Consider the following 15,524-nt stretch of genomic DNA (forward strand, 5'->3'; position numbering starts at 1 on the left):
AGCCTTTCGGCACCGGTTCAGGCGCCGTGCGGTGAGGGCGGCGTAGGCTGAGCCCGTGCCTGCTGTGAACCTCGGAATGCCCCGCGTGCCGGAGACCCTCGCGCCCCGTCGCAAGACCCGCCAGATCCGGGTCGGCAAGGTGCTCGTCGGTGGCGACGCTCCCGTCAGCGTCCAGTCGATGACCACGACGCCCACCACCAACATCAACGCCACGCTGCAGCAGATCGCCGAGCTCACGGCATCCGGATGCGAGATCGTGCGCGTCGCCGTGCCGTCGCAGGACGACGCCGACGTGCTGCACATCATCGCGAAGAAGAGCCAGATCCCGGTCATCGCCGACATCCACTTCCAGCCGAAGTACGTCTTCCAGGCGATCGACGCCGGGTGCGGCGCGGTGCGCGTGAACCCGGGCAACATCCGCAAGTTCGACGACCAGGTCGGCGCGATCGCCAAGGCCGCGAAAGACGCCGGCGTCTCGCTGCGCATCGGCGTCAACGCCGGATCGCTCGATCGCCGCCTGCTCGAGAAGTACGGCAAGGCCACCCCCGAAGCGCTCGTCGAGAGCGCCGTGTGGGAGGCCTCGCTGTTCGAGGAGCACGACTTCCACGACTTCAAGATCTCGGTCAAGCACAACGACCCGATCGTCATGGTGAAGGCTTACCGTCTGCTCGCCGAGCGCGGCGACTGGCCCCTGCACCTCGGCGTCACCGAGGCGGGCCCCGCGTTCCAGGGGACGATCAAGAGCGCCACGGCGTTCGGCATCCTGCTCTCGGAGGGCATCGGCGACACGATCCGCGTCTCGCTGTCGGCGCCGCCCGCCGAAGAGGTCAAGGTCGGTCATCAGATCCTGCAGTCGCTGAACTTGCGCGAGCGCAAGCTCGAGATCGTCTCGTGCCCCTCGTGCGGCCGCGCGCAGGTCGACGTCTACACCCTCGCCGACGACGTCACCGAGGGCCTGAAGGACATGACCGTGCCGCTGCGCGTCGCCGTCATGGGCTGCGTCGTCAACGGACCCGGCGAGGCGCGCGATGCCGACCTGGGCGTGGCTTCCGGTAACGGCAAGGGGCAGATCTTTGTCAAGGGAGAGGTCGTCAAGACCGTGCCCGAGAGCGAGATCGTGGCCACCCTCATCGCCGAGGCCAACCGCCTCGCCGCCGAAATGGGCCCCGACGCCGCCACCGGCACCGCGCAGGTCATCACGGCCTGAGCCCCGCGCGTCGTCGCCGGCCTACCGGGCTCTCATCGCCTCCCCACAGCATTCGTTCACCTGGGTGACACCGGCCGTTCGACATCTCGGCGACGGCCGAATCACCGGTGCTCACGGAGCAGGCCTACCGTCTGATCCGGTCGCGGCGAGCGTCGCGGCCGATCCCATCGGACGGTCGGAGAGGAGACGCCGCGCACCCCGCGGCACATCACTCATGGAATCACGCACCCTCAGGCTCCATGCGGCGTGGCGCATCGCCATCGCCGGCGCGCTCGTCGTCACCGGCGCCGCGGCGCCGCTCTCGGCGAATGCAGCGAGCTACCCCAGCGACAGCGCCAAGCCCGATCTCGTCACGCTGCTCAGCGGCTACCGCGACTTCTGGACGCCCAGCGGCAAGGGCGATTTCAGCGGCACCGTGGTGAATCCGACGGTGCTGGCCTACAACGACCGGCTGACGGTGTGGATCAACAACAACGCCACCGCCGCGCAGCAGTTCCGCGCGCTGCAGGACTCCGAGTACAACAACAGCGCCAAGACCGCTTACGACCAGTCCTTCACCGTCTCGGGCGGTCTCGGCTCGTCGCTCAGCGCGATCTACGTCAAGGGTCTCAACTCGGGTGCCCTGCCCCTGACACAGGCGCTCATCAACAGCTCGAACGGATCGTCGGGCGCCTACGTGTCCACGAGCACGGCCAAGAACACGTTCAGCTACGCGCGCCCCTTCGTCAAGACCGACCCGAACGCGACCGCCGTCTCGGGCGACGACTCCGCGTGCGCGCCCAGCGTGAACAACGCCTCGTCGCTGAAGAGCATGCGCCAGGGAACGTCCTGGGCCGACGCGGACGGCATCCTGCTCATCACCCGTGTCGCACCGGTCACCGACACCACGCACCAGTTCTCTCCCAGCGACGTGCCCCTCGACGCCGCGTACGGTCAGCCGGGCATCTGCAAGGGTGGCTCGTTCCCGTCCGGCCACACGACCACGGCCTACCAGGCCGGCATCACCCTCGCGACCCTCGTGCCCGAGCTGGGGCCGGAGGTGCTCGCGCGGGCGTCCGAGAACGGCAACAACCGCATCGTTCTCGGTGTGCACTACCCGCTCGACATCGTCGGAGGCCGCATCGACGGCGAGGCCGCCCTCGCCGCCCGCTGGTCGGACGACGCCTACCGCGCCGGCGTGCTACAGCCCGCCCGCCAGGAGCTGACGACGTACCTGCAGCAGCAGTGCGGAGGCACCCTCGCCGCGTGCATCGCCGCCGAGGCGCCGTACCAGAACGACCCCTACGGCGGGAAGGCCATGCCCGGCGGAACGGCGCAGAAGGTCACCGACCGCGCCTCGGCCGTGTCGGTGTACACCGAACGCCTCACCTACGGCTTCGCCCGCACAGGCACCGCCGGTCAGCCGGCGGCCGTGCCGGCAGGCGCGTCGAACCTGCTGCTGACCGCGTTCCCGCAGCTGACCGACGCGCAGCGCACGTCGATCCTCGCGCAGACCCAGATCGACTCGGGCTATCCGCTCGACCAGACGTCCGGCGGCAACGGATCGTGGCAGCGTCTCAACCTCGCCGCCGCGATGTCGGCAAAGGTGCAGGTCAACGCCGACTCCACCGTCTCGGTGCTCGGCGTCGGCGGCACGGCCCAGGTGCTCCCCGCGCCGACCGGCACGACGCCCGCGCTGACCGCCCCGAACGGCACGACCGTCGCCGCCGGCGGCCAGCTGCAGATCGCGGGCTCGGGATTCGCCGCCGGTCAGAAGCTCACGGTGCAGCTGCACAGCGATCCGGTGACGATCGCGACCGTCACCGCCGATGCGAACGGCGCTTTCGCCGCGACCGTCACGATCCCCGCCTCGACCCCGGCCGGTGCGCACACGATCACGCTCCTGGATGCCACGGGCGCCGTCGTCGCGGGACCGCTCGCGGTCACGGTCACCGGCATGCGCCTGCCCCTGGTGAGCGGATGACGACGAGCCCCGCTCGTCGGCGCCTGGCGCTCATCACGATCACCGCGACGGCGGCTGCGGCCGTCGTCGCGGTGATCGCCGCGTGGGCGCTGGCTCCCGTCGCCCCCGCGGTCCCGGCAGCCGATCCCACGCCCTCGTCGTCCCCGACGCCCGCGACCGCCGCGTCGCCCCGTCCGGTTCCCGCGGTCGACGCCGGCGCGCTGTCGGCGTTGCCCGAGGCGCGCTACGACGCGGTGATCGGAGGGCTCCTCGTCGCCGACACGGCCCTGCCCGCGCACGCCGACGTGTACTCGACGGCATCCGATCTGCCCCTCTTCGGCGACGCCGACGACACGGGACGCGCGGGTGGCAGCGGCGGTCCCGTCGCGCGTCTGGCCGCGCACGACTTCTTGGGCGAGGCCACCCCCGTCGTCGTGGTCCGCACCGAGGGGCCGTGGGCGCTCGTGCTGACGCCCGCCCGCCGCACGCTCCCGTCGGCCGCGCCGGCGGGTCAGCCCGCGGCGGCGCAGACCGCGGCCTGGGCCCCGCTGTCGTCGCTGGCGAAGACGACCGGCCCGACGTCGCGCGTCGAGGTGTCGGTGGCGCAGCGGTCCGTGTCGATCGTCGCCCTCGACGGCACCGTGCAGGCGACGTTCCCCGCCGCCGTCGGTGCCGACGGCACGCCCACGCCGACCGGCGTCATCGGCTACCTCGAGGCGCGATACGTCGACCCGTCGCAGGGGACCGGTGATCACCCCATCCACCTGACGTCGTTGCACTCCGCCGCTGCCGACGAGCCCTTCGGCGGTCACGACGGGGGACTCATCGGCATCCACTACGCGGACCAGCGCGACGGGGCGATCTCGCACGGTTGCGTGCGGATCGGCGCCGACGCGGTCGCGGCGCTCGCCGCGCTCCCGCTCGGCACGCTCGTGGTGCTGCGCTGACGCCCACACCCGAAGGGTGACGACCCCCAGCGCGCAGGCCCAGCCGGGCACGGGGCGCCTCTGGGCATCCGGTAGCCTCGGGGGCCTATGGCCGACACCTCGCCGCCCTCCCTCGCCCGCCCGCTGGTCGCCGGGGTCGTCACCGCCCTCGTCGGGTTCACCAGCACCTTCGCCGTCGTGCTCACGGGCCTGCGTGCCGTGGGGGCGACTCCCGCTCAAGCGGCCAGTGGCCTGCTCGCGATCACCCTCGTCGTCGGCATCGGCTGCATCGTTCTCGCCGGGCGCTACCGCATTCCGATCACCGTCGCCTGGTCGACCCCCGGCGTCGCGCTTCTGGCGGCCACCGGTGCCGTCGACGGCGGGTGGCCGGCGGTGGTCGGCGGCTTCCTCGTCTCCGCCGCGTTGATCCTCTGCACGGCGCTGTTCCCCCCGCTCGGCGCCCTCATCGCGCGGATCCCGGCCTCGATCGCGCAGGCGATGCTCGCCGGTGTCCTGCTGCCGCTGTGTGTGGCGCCGTTCGTCGGTCTCGTGAACGACCCCTGGGGTGTGGCACCCGTGCTGCTCGTGTGGCTCGTGGCATCCCGGTTTCTTCCCCGCTGGGCTGTGCCGCTCGCCTTCGTCGCGGCGATCGCGGTGGTCGCGGTGGAGCTGGCCCGAACGGGAGTGGACGCGGATGCCGCGACCCTGATGCCGCGCCTGGAGTTCACGGCTCCCTCTCTCACGGTCGGTGCGGTCGTGGGCATCGCGGTGCCGCTGTTCGTGGTGACGATGGCATCGCAGAACGTGCCCGGAGTCGCGGTGATGCGCAGCCTGGGCTACACGATCCCGTGGCGCCCCGCGATGCTCGTCACCGGTCTCGGCTCGGCTGCCGCGGCCGGGTTCGGCGGCCACGCGATGAACCTCGGCGCGATCAGCGCGGCGATCGCGGCCGGCCCCGACTCGCACCCCGACTCGAAGAAGCGGTGGGTCGCGGGGGTGTCGGCCGGGGGCACCTATCTCGTCCTCGGCGCCCTGTCGGCGGCGTTCGCGGCCATCGTGCTGCTGGCGCCGGCGGGCGTCATCCCGGCGGTCGCGGGTGTGGCGCTGTTCGGCGCCTTCGGTTCGGCGATCCAGCAGGCGATCGACGACCCCGGCGAGCGGGTGCCCGCGGTGGTCACGTTCCTCGTCGCGGCGTCCGGGATCGCGGTGTTCGGGGTGAGCGCGGCGTTCTGGGCCCTGGTCGCGGGGCTCGTGGTGCGCGCGGTGCTGCACGTGGGCCGCCGGGCGGCCTGAGCCCCCAGCCTGACGACGGTCGCGTCGCCGTACGGCACGAACCTCGTGGACCGTCACCGTTTCGTTATCGATCTCGTCGCCGGAAAGGGAACCGATGGCGCCCCCGCGGACATTACCGAGTGTGGATGAAGACGACGCCGGGCTGTGGGACCGGGTACGCCAAGGCGACGAGCTCGCGCTCGCCGCGCTGTTCGATCGGCACGAGACGCGGCTGTTCCGCCATGCGACTCGGCTGCTGACCCATCGGGAGGATGCGAAGGATGCCGTGACCGTGGCCTTCTTCGAGCTGTGGCGCAAACGCGCCTCGGTGCGTCTGGTCGATGGGTCTCCGCTGCCGTGGCTGCTGACGACGGTGGCGCACAGTGCCCGGAACCTGGAGCGGTCGAGCAGGCGCTATCGCGCCCTGCTGGACCGGGCCCCCGTCGCCGAGCACGTGTCGACCGACGCGCCGGACGACAGCGGGGTGCTCTCGGCGCTGAAGCGTCTGCCCGAACGTGAGCAGGCGGTGGTGGTGCTGTCGGTGCTCGAGGGATATGCCGAGCGCGAGATCGCTCAAGCCCTCGGCATCCCGGCCGGAACGGTCAAATCGCGGCTCGCCCGCGCCAAAGCGAAATTGCGCGACGAGCTCGCGCTGGAAGGGGCACGGGCATGAACGACGAACTGACGCCCTCCGAGCGCGCGGCCCTGCGCGCCCGCATCGTGGGCGGCGCCCACGGCATCAAGCCCGTCGGGGCGCACCGCAACGCGTGGATCGCGGGCTCCGTGGCCGCGGCGATGGTGGTCGCGATCGCCGGGGGAGTGGCGGTGACCTCGACGCTCAGCGCGCCCGAGATCGCGACGACGCCGTCGCCGAGTCCGACTGTGACGGCGGCGCCCGTGCCTGTGCCGACCCCGACGGCGACGCCGACGCAGGAGCCGGTGGTGCTCCCGCGGGGGTCCGCGCCGTTCGATGGGGCGTGCGACAACGTGATCGACGGAGCCGACCTCGACGCTGCCGCCGGCATGAAGATGGGGAGGGTCGGGCCGGACTGGATCGACAGCGCCGCCACCGTTCGCGGTGGCATCGAGTGCCTCTGGTACTCCTCCGAGGAGTACTCTGCGGCCTTCGTCGAGGTGGGTGTCTTCCCCGACGGGCAGCAGCCGACGAACCCGGCGTTGGTCCAAGACCCGGGGTGCCGCGACAACTACGGCAGGTTGCTCTGCACCCGGCAGGGCGCCGCCGACGGTATGAACGCGTGGGTACGCATCAGTAGCGTTCGGGGGGACGTCGTCTCGGCGGGTGCGGACCGTGTGCTCGATGCCGTGCTCTCGCGGATCAGCCGGTATCCGGTCGGCGTGGCGGCAACGGCGCTTCCGACCTGGTGGTCTGCGCCGGACTGTGCGCGGGTGGCAGAGGTCATCGACGCCGAGAGCTTGTCACTTCCTGATGTGACCGTCGAGAAGGTCGACGCGACCTCTGGGCGCGACGGGGCGTGCCGGGTCGCCGCTCCCTCAGAGGACATCTACGCGTCGTGGAGCGCGACGGTGTCCGTCATCGCGGGCGGTGCGGTGAACGTTCCGAGCATCGCGGCGGCGGGAGGGCAGAGGACGGATGTCGCCGGGGCGGCGGAGGCCTACTGGGTTTCGTGGCACGACGGGATCGACGGGGGCGGGAGCGAGGTCCTCGCCGTGAGCGACGGTGAGAACCTGCTCCTCGTGGACGTTCCCTTCAACCTCCTGCCCGCCGGTGGCGACCTGCCCCGCGCGACGACCATCGCGCAGAAGGTCCTCCCCCTCCTGTGATCACCGGGGGCCTCGCCATCGACATGGCGGCGAGGACCCCGGCATCCGCCCCTCCCACCCCCGCGCCCTAGACTCGTCTCTCGTGGTCACCCGTCTGTCGAACTATTTCCTCCGCACGCTTCGCGAAGATCCCTCGGATGCCGAGGTCACGAGCCACCGCCTGCTCGTGCGCGCCGGCTACATCCGTCGCAACGCCCCGGGCGTCTTCGCGTGGCTGCCGCTCGGCCTGAGGGTCAAGGCCAAGATCGAGGCGATCGTCCGCGAAGAGATGGCGAACGCGGGTGCCTTCGAGGTGCACTTCCCGGCGCTGCTGCCGCGTGAGCCCTACGAGGTCACCGGCCGCTGGGAGGAGTACGGCGACGCGCTGTTCCGCCTGCAGGACCGCAAGGGTGCCGACTACCTGCTCGCGCCGACGCACGAGGAGATGTTCACCCTGCTGGTGAAGGACCTGTACTCGTCGTACAAGGACCTACCGCTGACGATCTACCAGATCCAGGACAAGTACCGCGACGAGGCGCGTCCCCGCGCGGGCCTCCTGCGCGGACGCGAGTTCACCATGAAGGACGCGTACTCGTTCGACGCGACGGATGCCGGACTCGACGCCTCGTACCAGGCTCAGCGCGACGCGTACGAGCGCATCTTCACCCGCCTGGGCCTCGAGTACGTCATCGTGGCCGCCGATGCGGGGGCGATGGGCGGCTCGAAGTCGGAGGAGTTCCTGCACCCGACGCCGATCGGCGAGGACACCTTCGTGCGCTCGGCCGGCGGTTACGCGGCCAACGTCGAGGCGTTCACCACGGTCGTCCCCGATGCGCTCCCCCTCGAAGGCCAGTCCGAGCCGGTCGTCTTCGACTCGCCGAACACGCCCACGATCGCCACCCTCGTCGATCACTCGAACGCGCACCTCGACGCCCCGGCCCGCGGCATCGCCGGTCCCGCGACGGCCGAGGCGACCGCCTGGACCGCGGCGCACACGCTGAAGAACGTCGTGCTCGCCCTCACGCACCTCGACGGCACGCGCGAGCTCGTCGTCGTGGGCCTGCCCGGCGACCGCGACGTCGACGACAAGCGCGTCGAGGTCGCCTTCGCCCCGGCCGAGGTCGAGGCCGCCACCGAAGCGGACTTCGCGAAGAACCCGCTGCTGGTCAAGGGCTACATCGGCCCCTGGTCGCCCACCGGTGCGGTGCTGGGCGAGGAGTCGGCGACGAAGATCCGGTACTACCTCGACCCCCGCGTGGTCGACGGCACCGCGTGGATCACCGGCGCCAACATCGACCAGAAGCACGTGCACTCCCTCGTCGCGGGCCGAGACTTCGTCGGCGACGGCTTCGTCGAGGTCTCGACCGTGCGTGAGGGCGACCCCGCCCCCGACGGCTCCGGCCCCGTGGAGCTCGCGCGCGGCATGGAGATCGGCCACGTCTTCCAGCTCGGTCGCAAGTACGCCGAGGCCCTGGGTCTGAAGGTGCTCGACGAGAACGGCAAGCTCGCCACCGTCACCATGGGGTCGTACGGCATCGGCGTCACCCGCATCCTCGCGATCATCGCCGAGCTCAACAACGACGCCAAGGGGCTCATCTGGCCCTCGTCGGTCGCTCCGTTCGACGTGCACGTGGTGGCCACCGGCCGCGACGCCGTGGCGTTCGAGCTCGCGGCCTCCGTCTCGGAGCAGCTCGAGTCCGCCGGCCTCGACGTGCTGTACGACGACCGCCCGAAGGTCTCGCCCGGCGTGAAGTTCGGCGACGCCGAGCTCGTCGGCATCCCGCGCATCCTCATCGTCGGCCGCGGAGCGGCCGAGGGTCAGGTCGAACTGTGGGACCGCCGCACGGGTGAGCGCGAGACGGTGTCGGTCGACGACGCCGTGGCCGCGCTGACGCGCTGACCCCCTGCCTCCCCGGCGCCTCCCCACCGCGAGGCTGCATCTCGCTGACATGTCGGTTGCAACCTGCAGTCGTCTTCTCAGCGAGATGCCGTCTCGCGGCGTCTGGAGGGCACCCGCGCGACCCTGGCATCGGTAGCGTGGATGCCATGATCTCGGCTCCCCGCCTGCCCCTGTCCGACGGCTCGACGATTCCCCAACTGGGAGTCGGCACCTACAAGGTGCCGGCGGAGGTCACCACCGACCTCGTCGCCGGAGCCCTCGCCGCCGGCTATCGGCACATCGACACAGCCGCGCTGTACGGCAACGAAGCCGAGGTGGGCGAGGGCCTGCGCGCCTCGGGCCTGGAGCGCGACGAGGTCTTCGTCACCACCAAGGTCTGGAACGACGACCAGGGGTTCGACGAAACGCTGCGCGCCTTCGACACCAGTGCGGCGAAGCTCGGCCTCGACCGCGTCGACCTGTACCTCATCCACTGGCCCATCCCCAGCGCCGATCGCTACGTCGACACCTGGCGGGCCCTGCAGCGCTTGCAGGAGGAGGGGCGCGCCACCTCGATCGGCGTCAGCAACTTCTCCGTGCCGCACCTCGAGCGTCTGCGCGAGGAGACGGGTGTCCTCCCCGCCGTGAACCAGGTCGAGCTGCACCCGCGGTTCCCGCAGGACGCGCTCGTCGACTGGCACGCCGCCCACGAGATCGTCACCGAGTCGTGGGCACCGCTCGCGCGTGGAGGTCTGCTCGACGAACCCCTGCTCGCCCGAATCGCCGAGAAGCACGGCAAGACCCCGGCCCAGGTCGTCGTGCGCTGGCACCTCGATCGTGGGCTCGTGGTGTTCCCCAAGTCGGTGTCGCTCGACCGCATCCGCGAGAACGGCGACGTCTTCGACTTCGCGCTCGACGCCGACGACCATGAGGCGATCGCGACCCTCGACACGGGGGAGCGGACCGGTCGGAACCCCGACCTCGACTGAGTCGCGGGTCAGGCGTCGAGACGGGCGTAGCGGGCGCGGAACACGGTGAACACCCCGTAGGCGAGGAAACCCAGCCCGACCAGTGACGCGAGTATCGGTCCCGCGGGCAGCGCGACGAGCGCGGAGGTCGCGCCGTCGAGACCGCCCGCCGTGTCGGGTTCGACGGTGACCGCGGCGACGACCACGAGCACGCCCACGATGACCAGCGCGACGCCCTTGGCCGCGAAGCCGACGACCCCGAGTGCGGTGAGCGCGAAACCCCCGGGGCCGTCGGGCGTGCGCACCTTCGCGTGGAACGACCGTCGCAGCCCCATCCAGACGAACCCGACCCCGACACCGGCGACCGCGAGGCCGACCGCCCCGAGCACGAACCCGCCGATGGGCCACGACAGCACGCCTTCGCTGAGGCTCTCCGCCGCCTGCTCGGCGCGCGGGCGGGCACCCAGGGCGACGGATGCCGACACGAGGCCGATCGCGACGAAGATCAGGCCCTGCGGCGCTTCGGTGACGACCCGCCCGATGCGGCTCCACAGCGTGAGGCGCCGCGGTGCGAACGCCTGCAGCAGGTGCCACACGCCCAGCGCGACGAGCCCGACCGCGAGGGCCCAGAGCGCCGCTGCTCCGAGCGGCGCCGCGGCGAGCGCTCGGAACGCCCCCGTCTGGTCGCTGTCCTCCTTCGCGCCGAAGCCGACCGCGATCACGAGTCCGCCGATGAGCAGGTGCAGGATGCCGTTGGCGGCATAACCCGCTCGCGCAGCGACCCGGAAAGCGGGGTTCGCTTCGACCTCACGGGCGGCGGTGCGGGCGGAGGACGGCATCCCGGAACCGTATGCCCATTCCCGCACGGGCGACAATCCGACTGCGCCAAGGGGGTGTCGGCATCCGGTCGTCCGCCGCCGCCGTGCGGAAGATCCCGTGCGGCGAACGGGTGAAGATCCTGTGTCGTTGCGGTTGCCGCCTTGGCAGTGCGGGGCGCACCTGTCTACGGTCGGAACATGCCCGAGAACACCTCTGAGCTGCGCCCCACGCACCCGCTCGCCATCGCGCCCGTCGTCGCCCCCGCGGCATCCGTCGACGGCTTCGCGAAACAGTTCCTGCAGAACCTCAACTTCGACCAGGGCGTGACCCTGTCGACGTCCGACGTCAACGATCAGTACCTCGCCCTCGCCTACACGGTGCGCGACTACCTGATGGCGCGCTGGTTCGACGACCGGGCGCAGCAGAAGACGCAGCAGGCGAAGACCGTCTGCTACCTCTCGGCCGAGTATCTGCTGGGCCGACAGCTCGACAACAACCTGCTCGCGGCGCGTCTGACCGACATCGCGACCGAGGCCCTCGCGCAGTGCGGCATCGACATCGACGACCTGCGTCAGGTCGAGATCGAACCCGGTCTCGGCAACGGCGGGCTCGGGCGTCTCGCCGCCTGCTTCATCGACTCTCTCGCGACGATGAGCGTGCCCACGATCGGCTACGGCATCCGTTACGAGTACGGCATCTTCCGTCAGGCGTTCGCCGACGGTCAGCAGATCGAGCAGCCCGACGCGTGGCTGCGCATGGGCTCGCCGTGGGACTTCGCCCACCCCGAGGCCGCGCAGACCATCTCGTTCGCCGGCACCACCGAGACCTACGACGACGACGGCGTCGAACGCACCCGCTGGGTGCCCGAGTGGAACGTGCTCGCGGTGCCGTACAACATGATGGTCCCCGGCTACCACAACGGCCGCGTCAACACCCTCCGCCTGTGGCGAGCGGTCGCCACCAACGCGTTCGATCTGCACACCTTCAACTCCGGCGATTACGTCCAGTCGGTGCGCGCGCAGACCTTCGCCGAGAACATCTCGAAGGTGCTCTATCCCGAGGACTCCACGCCCCAGGGTAAAGAACTGCGCCTGCAGCAGCAGTACTTCTTCGTCGCGGCATCCATCGCCGACTTCATCGAGAACGTCCTGCCCGGCGACTTCGACCTCGAGCAGCTCCCCGAGCGCGTGATCTTCCAGCTCAACGACACCCACCCGGTCATCGGCGTGCCCGAGCTCATGCGCGTGCTGGTCGACGAGAAGAAGCTCGAGTGGGATGCCGCCTGGGCCATCACCCAGAAGTGCTTCGCGTACACGTGCCACACGCTGCTGCCCGAGGCGCTGGAGGTCTGGTCGGTCGACCTGCTCGGCCGCCTGCTCCCTCGCCATCTCGAGATCATCTATCGCATCAACGACGAGTTCCTGCTCGAGGTGCGCGAGCGCTTCGGCGACGACGAGATGCTCATCCGCAACATGTCGATCATCGGTGAGCACCCCTACCGCTCCGTGCGCATGGCCTACCTCGCCACGGTGGCGGGTTCCAAGGTCAACGGCGTCGCCGAGCTGCACTCGCAGCTGCTGCGCGACAACGTGCTCAAGGATTTCGCCGCGATGTGGCCGGACAAGTTCACCAACGTCACCAACGGCGTCACGCCCCGCCGCTTCCTGCGCCTGGCGAACCCCGATCTGTCTGCGCTCATCACCGAGGCCCTGGGCGCCGGGTGGACCGTCGACCTCGAGCGCCTCCGCGGCCTCGAGGCCCTGGCCGACGACGCGGACTTCCGGGAGCGCTTCGCGGCGGTGAAGGTGTCGAACAAGCGTCGCCTGAGCCGCGTGCTCGAAGCCCGCGGGGAGGACGCCCTCGACGACGGTCACATGCTCGACGTCATGATCAAGCGCCTGCACGAGTACAAGCGGCAGACGCTGAAGGTACTGCATATCGTCAGCACCTACGAGGGCATCGTGTCGGGTCGTCTGGACATCGCCGATGTGCAGGCGCGGACGTTCCTCTTCGGCGCCAAGGCCGCCCCCGGCTACGGCATGGCCAAGCGCATCATCCACCTCATCAACGCCGTCGGCGAGGTGGTGAGCGCCGACGAGCGCGTGCAGGGCAAGCTCAAGGTGCTCTACCCGGCGAACTACAACGTCACGCTCGCCGAGAGCATCATCCCCGCCGCCGACCTGTCGGAGCAGATCTCGCTCGCCGGCAAGGAGGCGTCGGGCACGGGCAACATGAAGCTCGCCTTGAACGGCGCGCTCACGATCGGCACCGACGATGGAGCCAACGTCGAGATCCGCAAGCTCGTCGGCGACGACAACTTCTTCCTCTTCGGAATGAGCGAGCCCGAGGTCGAGGCCCTGTGGGCCGAGGGCTACCGCCCCGCCGACTTCTACCAGGGGGACGAGCGGCTGCGGAGCGCCATCGACCTCATCGCCGCGGGCGCCTTCTCGGGCGGCGACCGCACCGTGTTCGAACCGCTCGTGTCGAACCTGCTGTACGAAGACCGGTTCATGGCGCTCGCCGACTTCTCGTCGTACCTCGACGCGCAGGATCGCGTCGACGCCGCCTACGCGGATCAGGACGGGTGGGTACGCGCGGCCATCCTCAACGTCGCGCGCAGCGGGTACTTCTCGTCGGACCGCGCCATGCGCGACTACCTGGAGCGCATCTGGCACGCCACCCCGGTGAGCTGACGCGGTTTCCGGATGCCGCGACCCGGGCGCGCGCCGAGGTCGCGGCATCCGGAAGCGCCTGGCAGCAAGACGACGGCGGATGACCGTCGCGGCGCTGCCCCGCGGACCACGACTCTGCGAGGGTGAGGGGACCCGATCCCGGAGGCCCCATGCAGCTCGCCGACTTCCCCGTGCCCGACACCCGCGCCGCGCGCGGCGCCCTCGCCCTGGCGCGGGAGTACCAGTCGCCGGCGTTCACCGCGCATGCCCTGCGCTCGTGGCTGTGGGCCGAGGCCTTCGCGGTGGTCGACGGCATCGTCGCGGTCGACCACGAGCTGCTGTACGTCGCCGCCGTCCTGCACGACATCGGCACCGTGACCGAGTTCGACAACCACACGCTGTCGTACGAGCACGCCGGCGGTCACGTGGGCATCGCTCTCACGGCCGGTGCGGGCTGGCCCCGGGACCGGCGCGAACGCGTCCTCGACGTGATCGTGCGGCACAACTGGCCGAGCGTCGACCCCGATCTGGATGCCGAAGGCTACCTGCTCGAGACGGCGACGGCGCTCGACATCACCGGCGCGCGCCCGGATGCGCTGCCCGCCGACTTCGTGCGCGAGGTGCTGGCCGCATATCCGCGCGGGACGCTCGCGGCCGAGTTCGGCGCGTGCGTCCTGGATCAGGCCGCGCGAAAGCCCGACACCACAGCCCGGCGGCTGGTCGACGGGGGAGTGGTGGACAAGCTCGCCGCCCACCCGCTCGAGCGGGTCGCGGCGGAGCCGAACTCCTGAGAATCCGAGCGCGACCGCCCGAGTGACGGCCTGTTCCCGCGGATCGCGGCCGGTCCGGCCCTCATCTCTCCGGAGTTTCGCGCGGTCCCGCGCCCCGGAGACGCTGCGCCCTGCGTGTGGCTGATTCGTGCGGCACCCGGGAAACGCCTGTAGACGTGGGTCGCCGGTCGTGCTCGGGTCGCGACGGGCGTGGTATCCCGGGTATCGTAGGAGGGTTGTCGGCGCCGGTCGTGCCGACGAAAGCTGAACAACGGAGGGCCTTGTGGACATCGATCTCGCACTACTGAAGACGATCGAACGCGAGAAGGAGATCCCCTTCGACGAACTCGCGCGCATCATCGAGCAGGCGATCCTGACCGCCTACGCGAAGCACATCTCGCCGACCGGTGAGATCCCCGCGGGGGCTCGCGCCACCCTCGACCGCAAGACCGGTCACGTCGGCATCTTCACCCCCGTCACCGACGACGAGGGCGCGATCATCGGCGAGGAGGAGCAGGCCCCCGACGACTTCGGTCGCATCGCCGCCTTCGCCGCCAAGCAGGTCATCAGCCAGCGTCTGCGAGACATCGCCGACGACGCCGTGCTGGGGGAGTTCCGCGGCAAAGAGGGCGACATCGTCGCCGGCGTCGTCCAGCAGGGCCCCAACCCGCGCATGGTGCACGTCGACCTCGGCACCGTCGAGGCCATCCTCCCGCCCGAGGAGCAGGTGCCCGGCGAGACCTATGCGCACGGCTCGCGCCTGCGCGTCTACGTCACCAGCGTCTCCAAGGGCAACAAGGGTCCGCAGATCACCGTCTCGCGCACCCATCCGGGTCTGGTCCGCAAGCTCTTCGCGCTCGAGGTCCCCGAGATCGCCGCGGGCCTGGTCGAGATCGTCTCGCTCGCTCGCGAGGCCGGCCACCGCTCCAAGATCGCCGTCCAGGCGACCGACCCGACGGTCAACGCCAAGGGCGCCTGCATCGGCGAGCTCGGCCGCCGCGTGCGAGCTGTGACCGAAGAGCTCTCGGGCGAGAAGATCGACATCATCGACTACGACGCCGAGCTGCCGCGTTTCGTCGCGAACGCCCTATCGCCGGCGAAGGTCACCTCGTCGTTCGTCCTGGATGCCACGACCAAGGCCGTCCGCGCGCTCGTGCCGGACTACCAGCTGTCGCTGGCGATCGGCAAAGAGGGTCAGAACGCTCGTCTGGCCGCCAAGCTGACCGGCGCGAAGATCGACATCCAGCCCGACAGCATCCTCGAAGACAACTGAACGTCCGATCGTCC

The 15,524-nt window shown here is 70.6% G+C and carries 12 protein-coding genes; 11 read left to right on the forward strand and 1 reads right to left on the reverse strand.

All coding sequences use genetic code 11. The features are described from left to right. Positions 1-76 precede the first annotated feature (76 nt). The 8 genes from ispG (at position 77) to MTE01_RS02695 (ending at position 9,997) form a co-directional block, all read left to right on the forward strand. Positions 77-1,207 (forward strand): flavodoxin-dependent (E)-4-hydroxy-3-methylbut-2-enyl-diphosphate synthase, encoded by a 1,131-nt coding sequence (gene ispG, locus MTE01_RS02660; RefSeq protein ID WP_056228466.1) that lies wholly within the window; start codon positions 77-79, stop codon positions 1,205-1,207. 214 nt (positions 1,208-1,421) lie between these two features. Further along, a complete protein-coding gene (locus MTE01_RS02665) occupies positions 1,422-3,170 on the forward strand; it encodes a phosphatase PAP2 family protein (RefSeq protein ID WP_218026313.1) in 1,749 nt (582 codons plus the stop codon). Beyond that, positions 3,167-4,096: a L,D-transpeptidase gene (locus MTE01_RS02670; RefSeq protein ID WP_141375561.1), complete on the forward strand. Its 930-nt coding sequence runs from the start codon at positions 3,167-3,169 to the stop codon at positions 4,094-4,096. Before MTE01_RS02665 ends, MTE01_RS02670 begins: the two co-directional genes overlap by 4 nt. An 87-nt stretch (positions 4,097-4,183) precedes the next feature. Further along, on the forward strand, positions 4,184-5,368 hold the full coding sequence (locus tag MTE01_RS02675; protein ID WP_141375563.1) for a benzoate/H(+) symporter BenE family transporter: 1,185 nt from the start codon (positions 4,184-4,186) through the stop codon (positions 5,366-5,368). A 121-nt stretch (positions 5,369-5,489) separates the two neighbouring features. Then, positions 5,490-6,020: an RNA polymerase sigma factor gene (locus tag MTE01_RS02680; RefSeq protein ID WP_170210594.1), complete on the forward strand. Its 531-nt coding sequence runs from the start codon at positions 5,490-5,492 to the stop codon at positions 6,018-6,020. Next, positions 6,017-7,150 carry a hypothetical protein gene (locus MTE01_RS02685; RefSeq protein WP_141375565.1) on the forward strand — a complete coding sequence of 378 codons (1,134 nt, stop codon included), beginning with the start codon at positions 6,017-6,019 and terminating at the stop codon, positions 7,148-7,150. The genes MTE01_RS02680 and MTE01_RS02685 overlap by 4 nt, the downstream gene beginning before the upstream one ends. A gap of 82 nt (positions 7,151-7,232) precedes the next feature. Further along, entirely contained in the window at positions 7,233-9,029 is a 1,797-nt protein-coding gene (locus MTE01_RS02690; protein ID WP_141375567.1) for a proline--tRNA ligase, read from the forward strand. Positions 9,030-9,175: 146 nt separating this feature from the next. After that, positions 9,176-9,997 carry an aldo/keto reductase gene (locus tag MTE01_RS02695; RefSeq protein ID WP_141375568.1) on the forward strand — a complete coding sequence of 274 codons (822 nt, stop codon included), beginning with the start codon at positions 9,176-9,178 and terminating at the stop codon, positions 9,995-9,997. 8 nt (positions 9,998-10,005) lie between these two features. On the opposite strand, the gene MTE01_RS02700 is transcribed toward MTE01_RS02695, so the two are convergent. Beyond that, the gene (locus MTE01_RS02700; protein WP_141375570.1) at positions 10,006-10,815 is read right to left on the reverse strand and encodes a DUF1206 domain-containing protein; all 810 of its coding nucleotides are present in this window, start codon (positions 10,813-10,815) and stop codon (positions 10,006-10,008) included. A 177-nt stretch (positions 10,816-10,992) separates the two neighbouring features. On the opposite strand from MTE01_RS02700, the gene MTE01_RS02705 reads away from it, so the two are divergent. The 3 genes from MTE01_RS02705 (at position 10,993) to nusA (ending at position 15,510) form a co-directional block, all read left to right on the forward strand. Further along, positions 10,993-13,488, forward strand: coding sequence for a glycogen/starch/alpha-glucan phosphorylase (locus tag MTE01_RS02705; protein WP_103210319.1), 2,496 nt, complete (start codon positions 10,993-10,995; stop codon positions 13,486-13,488). Positions 13,489-13,637: 149 nt separating this feature from the next. Beyond that, positions 13,638-14,258 carry an HD domain-containing protein gene (locus MTE01_RS02710; protein ID WP_103210321.1) on the forward strand — a complete coding sequence of 207 codons (621 nt, stop codon included), beginning with the start codon at positions 13,638-13,640 and terminating at the stop codon, positions 14,256-14,258. Positions 14,259-14,520: 262 nt separating this feature from the next. After that, the gene (nusA, locus tag MTE01_RS02715; protein ID WP_103210323.1) at positions 14,521-15,510 is read left to right on the forward strand and encodes a transcription termination factor NusA; all 990 of its coding nucleotides are present in this window, start codon (positions 14,521-14,523) and stop codon (positions 15,508-15,510) included. Positions 15,511-15,524 lie beyond the last annotated feature (14 nt).

The sequence above is a fragment of the Microbacterium testaceum genome, assembly GCF_006539145.1.
GTDB classification, from domain to species: Bacteria; Actinomycetota; Actinomycetes; order Actinomycetales; family Microbacteriaceae; genus Microbacterium; species Microbacterium testaceum.

Coding starts and splice junctions, on each gene's coding strand:
- ispG (WP_056228466.1), top strand. CDS start 77: ATGCCCCGCGTGCCGGAGACCCTCGCGCCCCGTCGCAAGACCCGCCAG.
- MTE01_RS02665 (WP_218026313.1), top strand. CDS start 1,422: ATGGAATCACGCACCCTCAGGCTCCATGCGGCGTGGCGCATCGCCATC.
- MTE01_RS02670 (WP_141375561.1), top strand. CDS start 3,167: ATGACGACGAGCCCCGCTCGTCGGCGCCTGGCGCTCATCACGATCACC.
- MTE01_RS02675 (WP_141375563.1), top strand. CDS start 4,184: ATGGCCGACACCTCGCCGCCCTCCCTCGCCCGCCCGCTGGTCGCCGGG.
- MTE01_RS02685 (WP_141375565.1), top strand. CDS start 6,017: ATGAACGACGAACTGACGCCCTCCGAGCGCGCGGCCCTGCGCGCCCGC.
- MTE01_RS02695 (WP_141375568.1), top strand. CDS start 9,176: ATGATCTCGGCTCCCCGCCTGCCCCTGTCCGACGGCTCGACGATTCCC.
- MTE01_RS02700 (WP_141375570.1), bottom strand. CDS start 10,815: ATGCCGTCCTCCGCCCGCACCGCCGCCCGTGAGGTCGAAGCGAACCCC.
- MTE01_RS02705 (WP_103210319.1), top strand. CDS start 10,993: ATGCCCGAGAACACCTCTGAGCTGCGCCCCACGCACCCGCTCGCCATC.
- MTE01_RS02710 (WP_103210321.1), top strand. CDS start 13,638: ATGCAGCTCGCCGACTTCCCCGTGCCCGACACCCGCGCCGCGCGCGGC.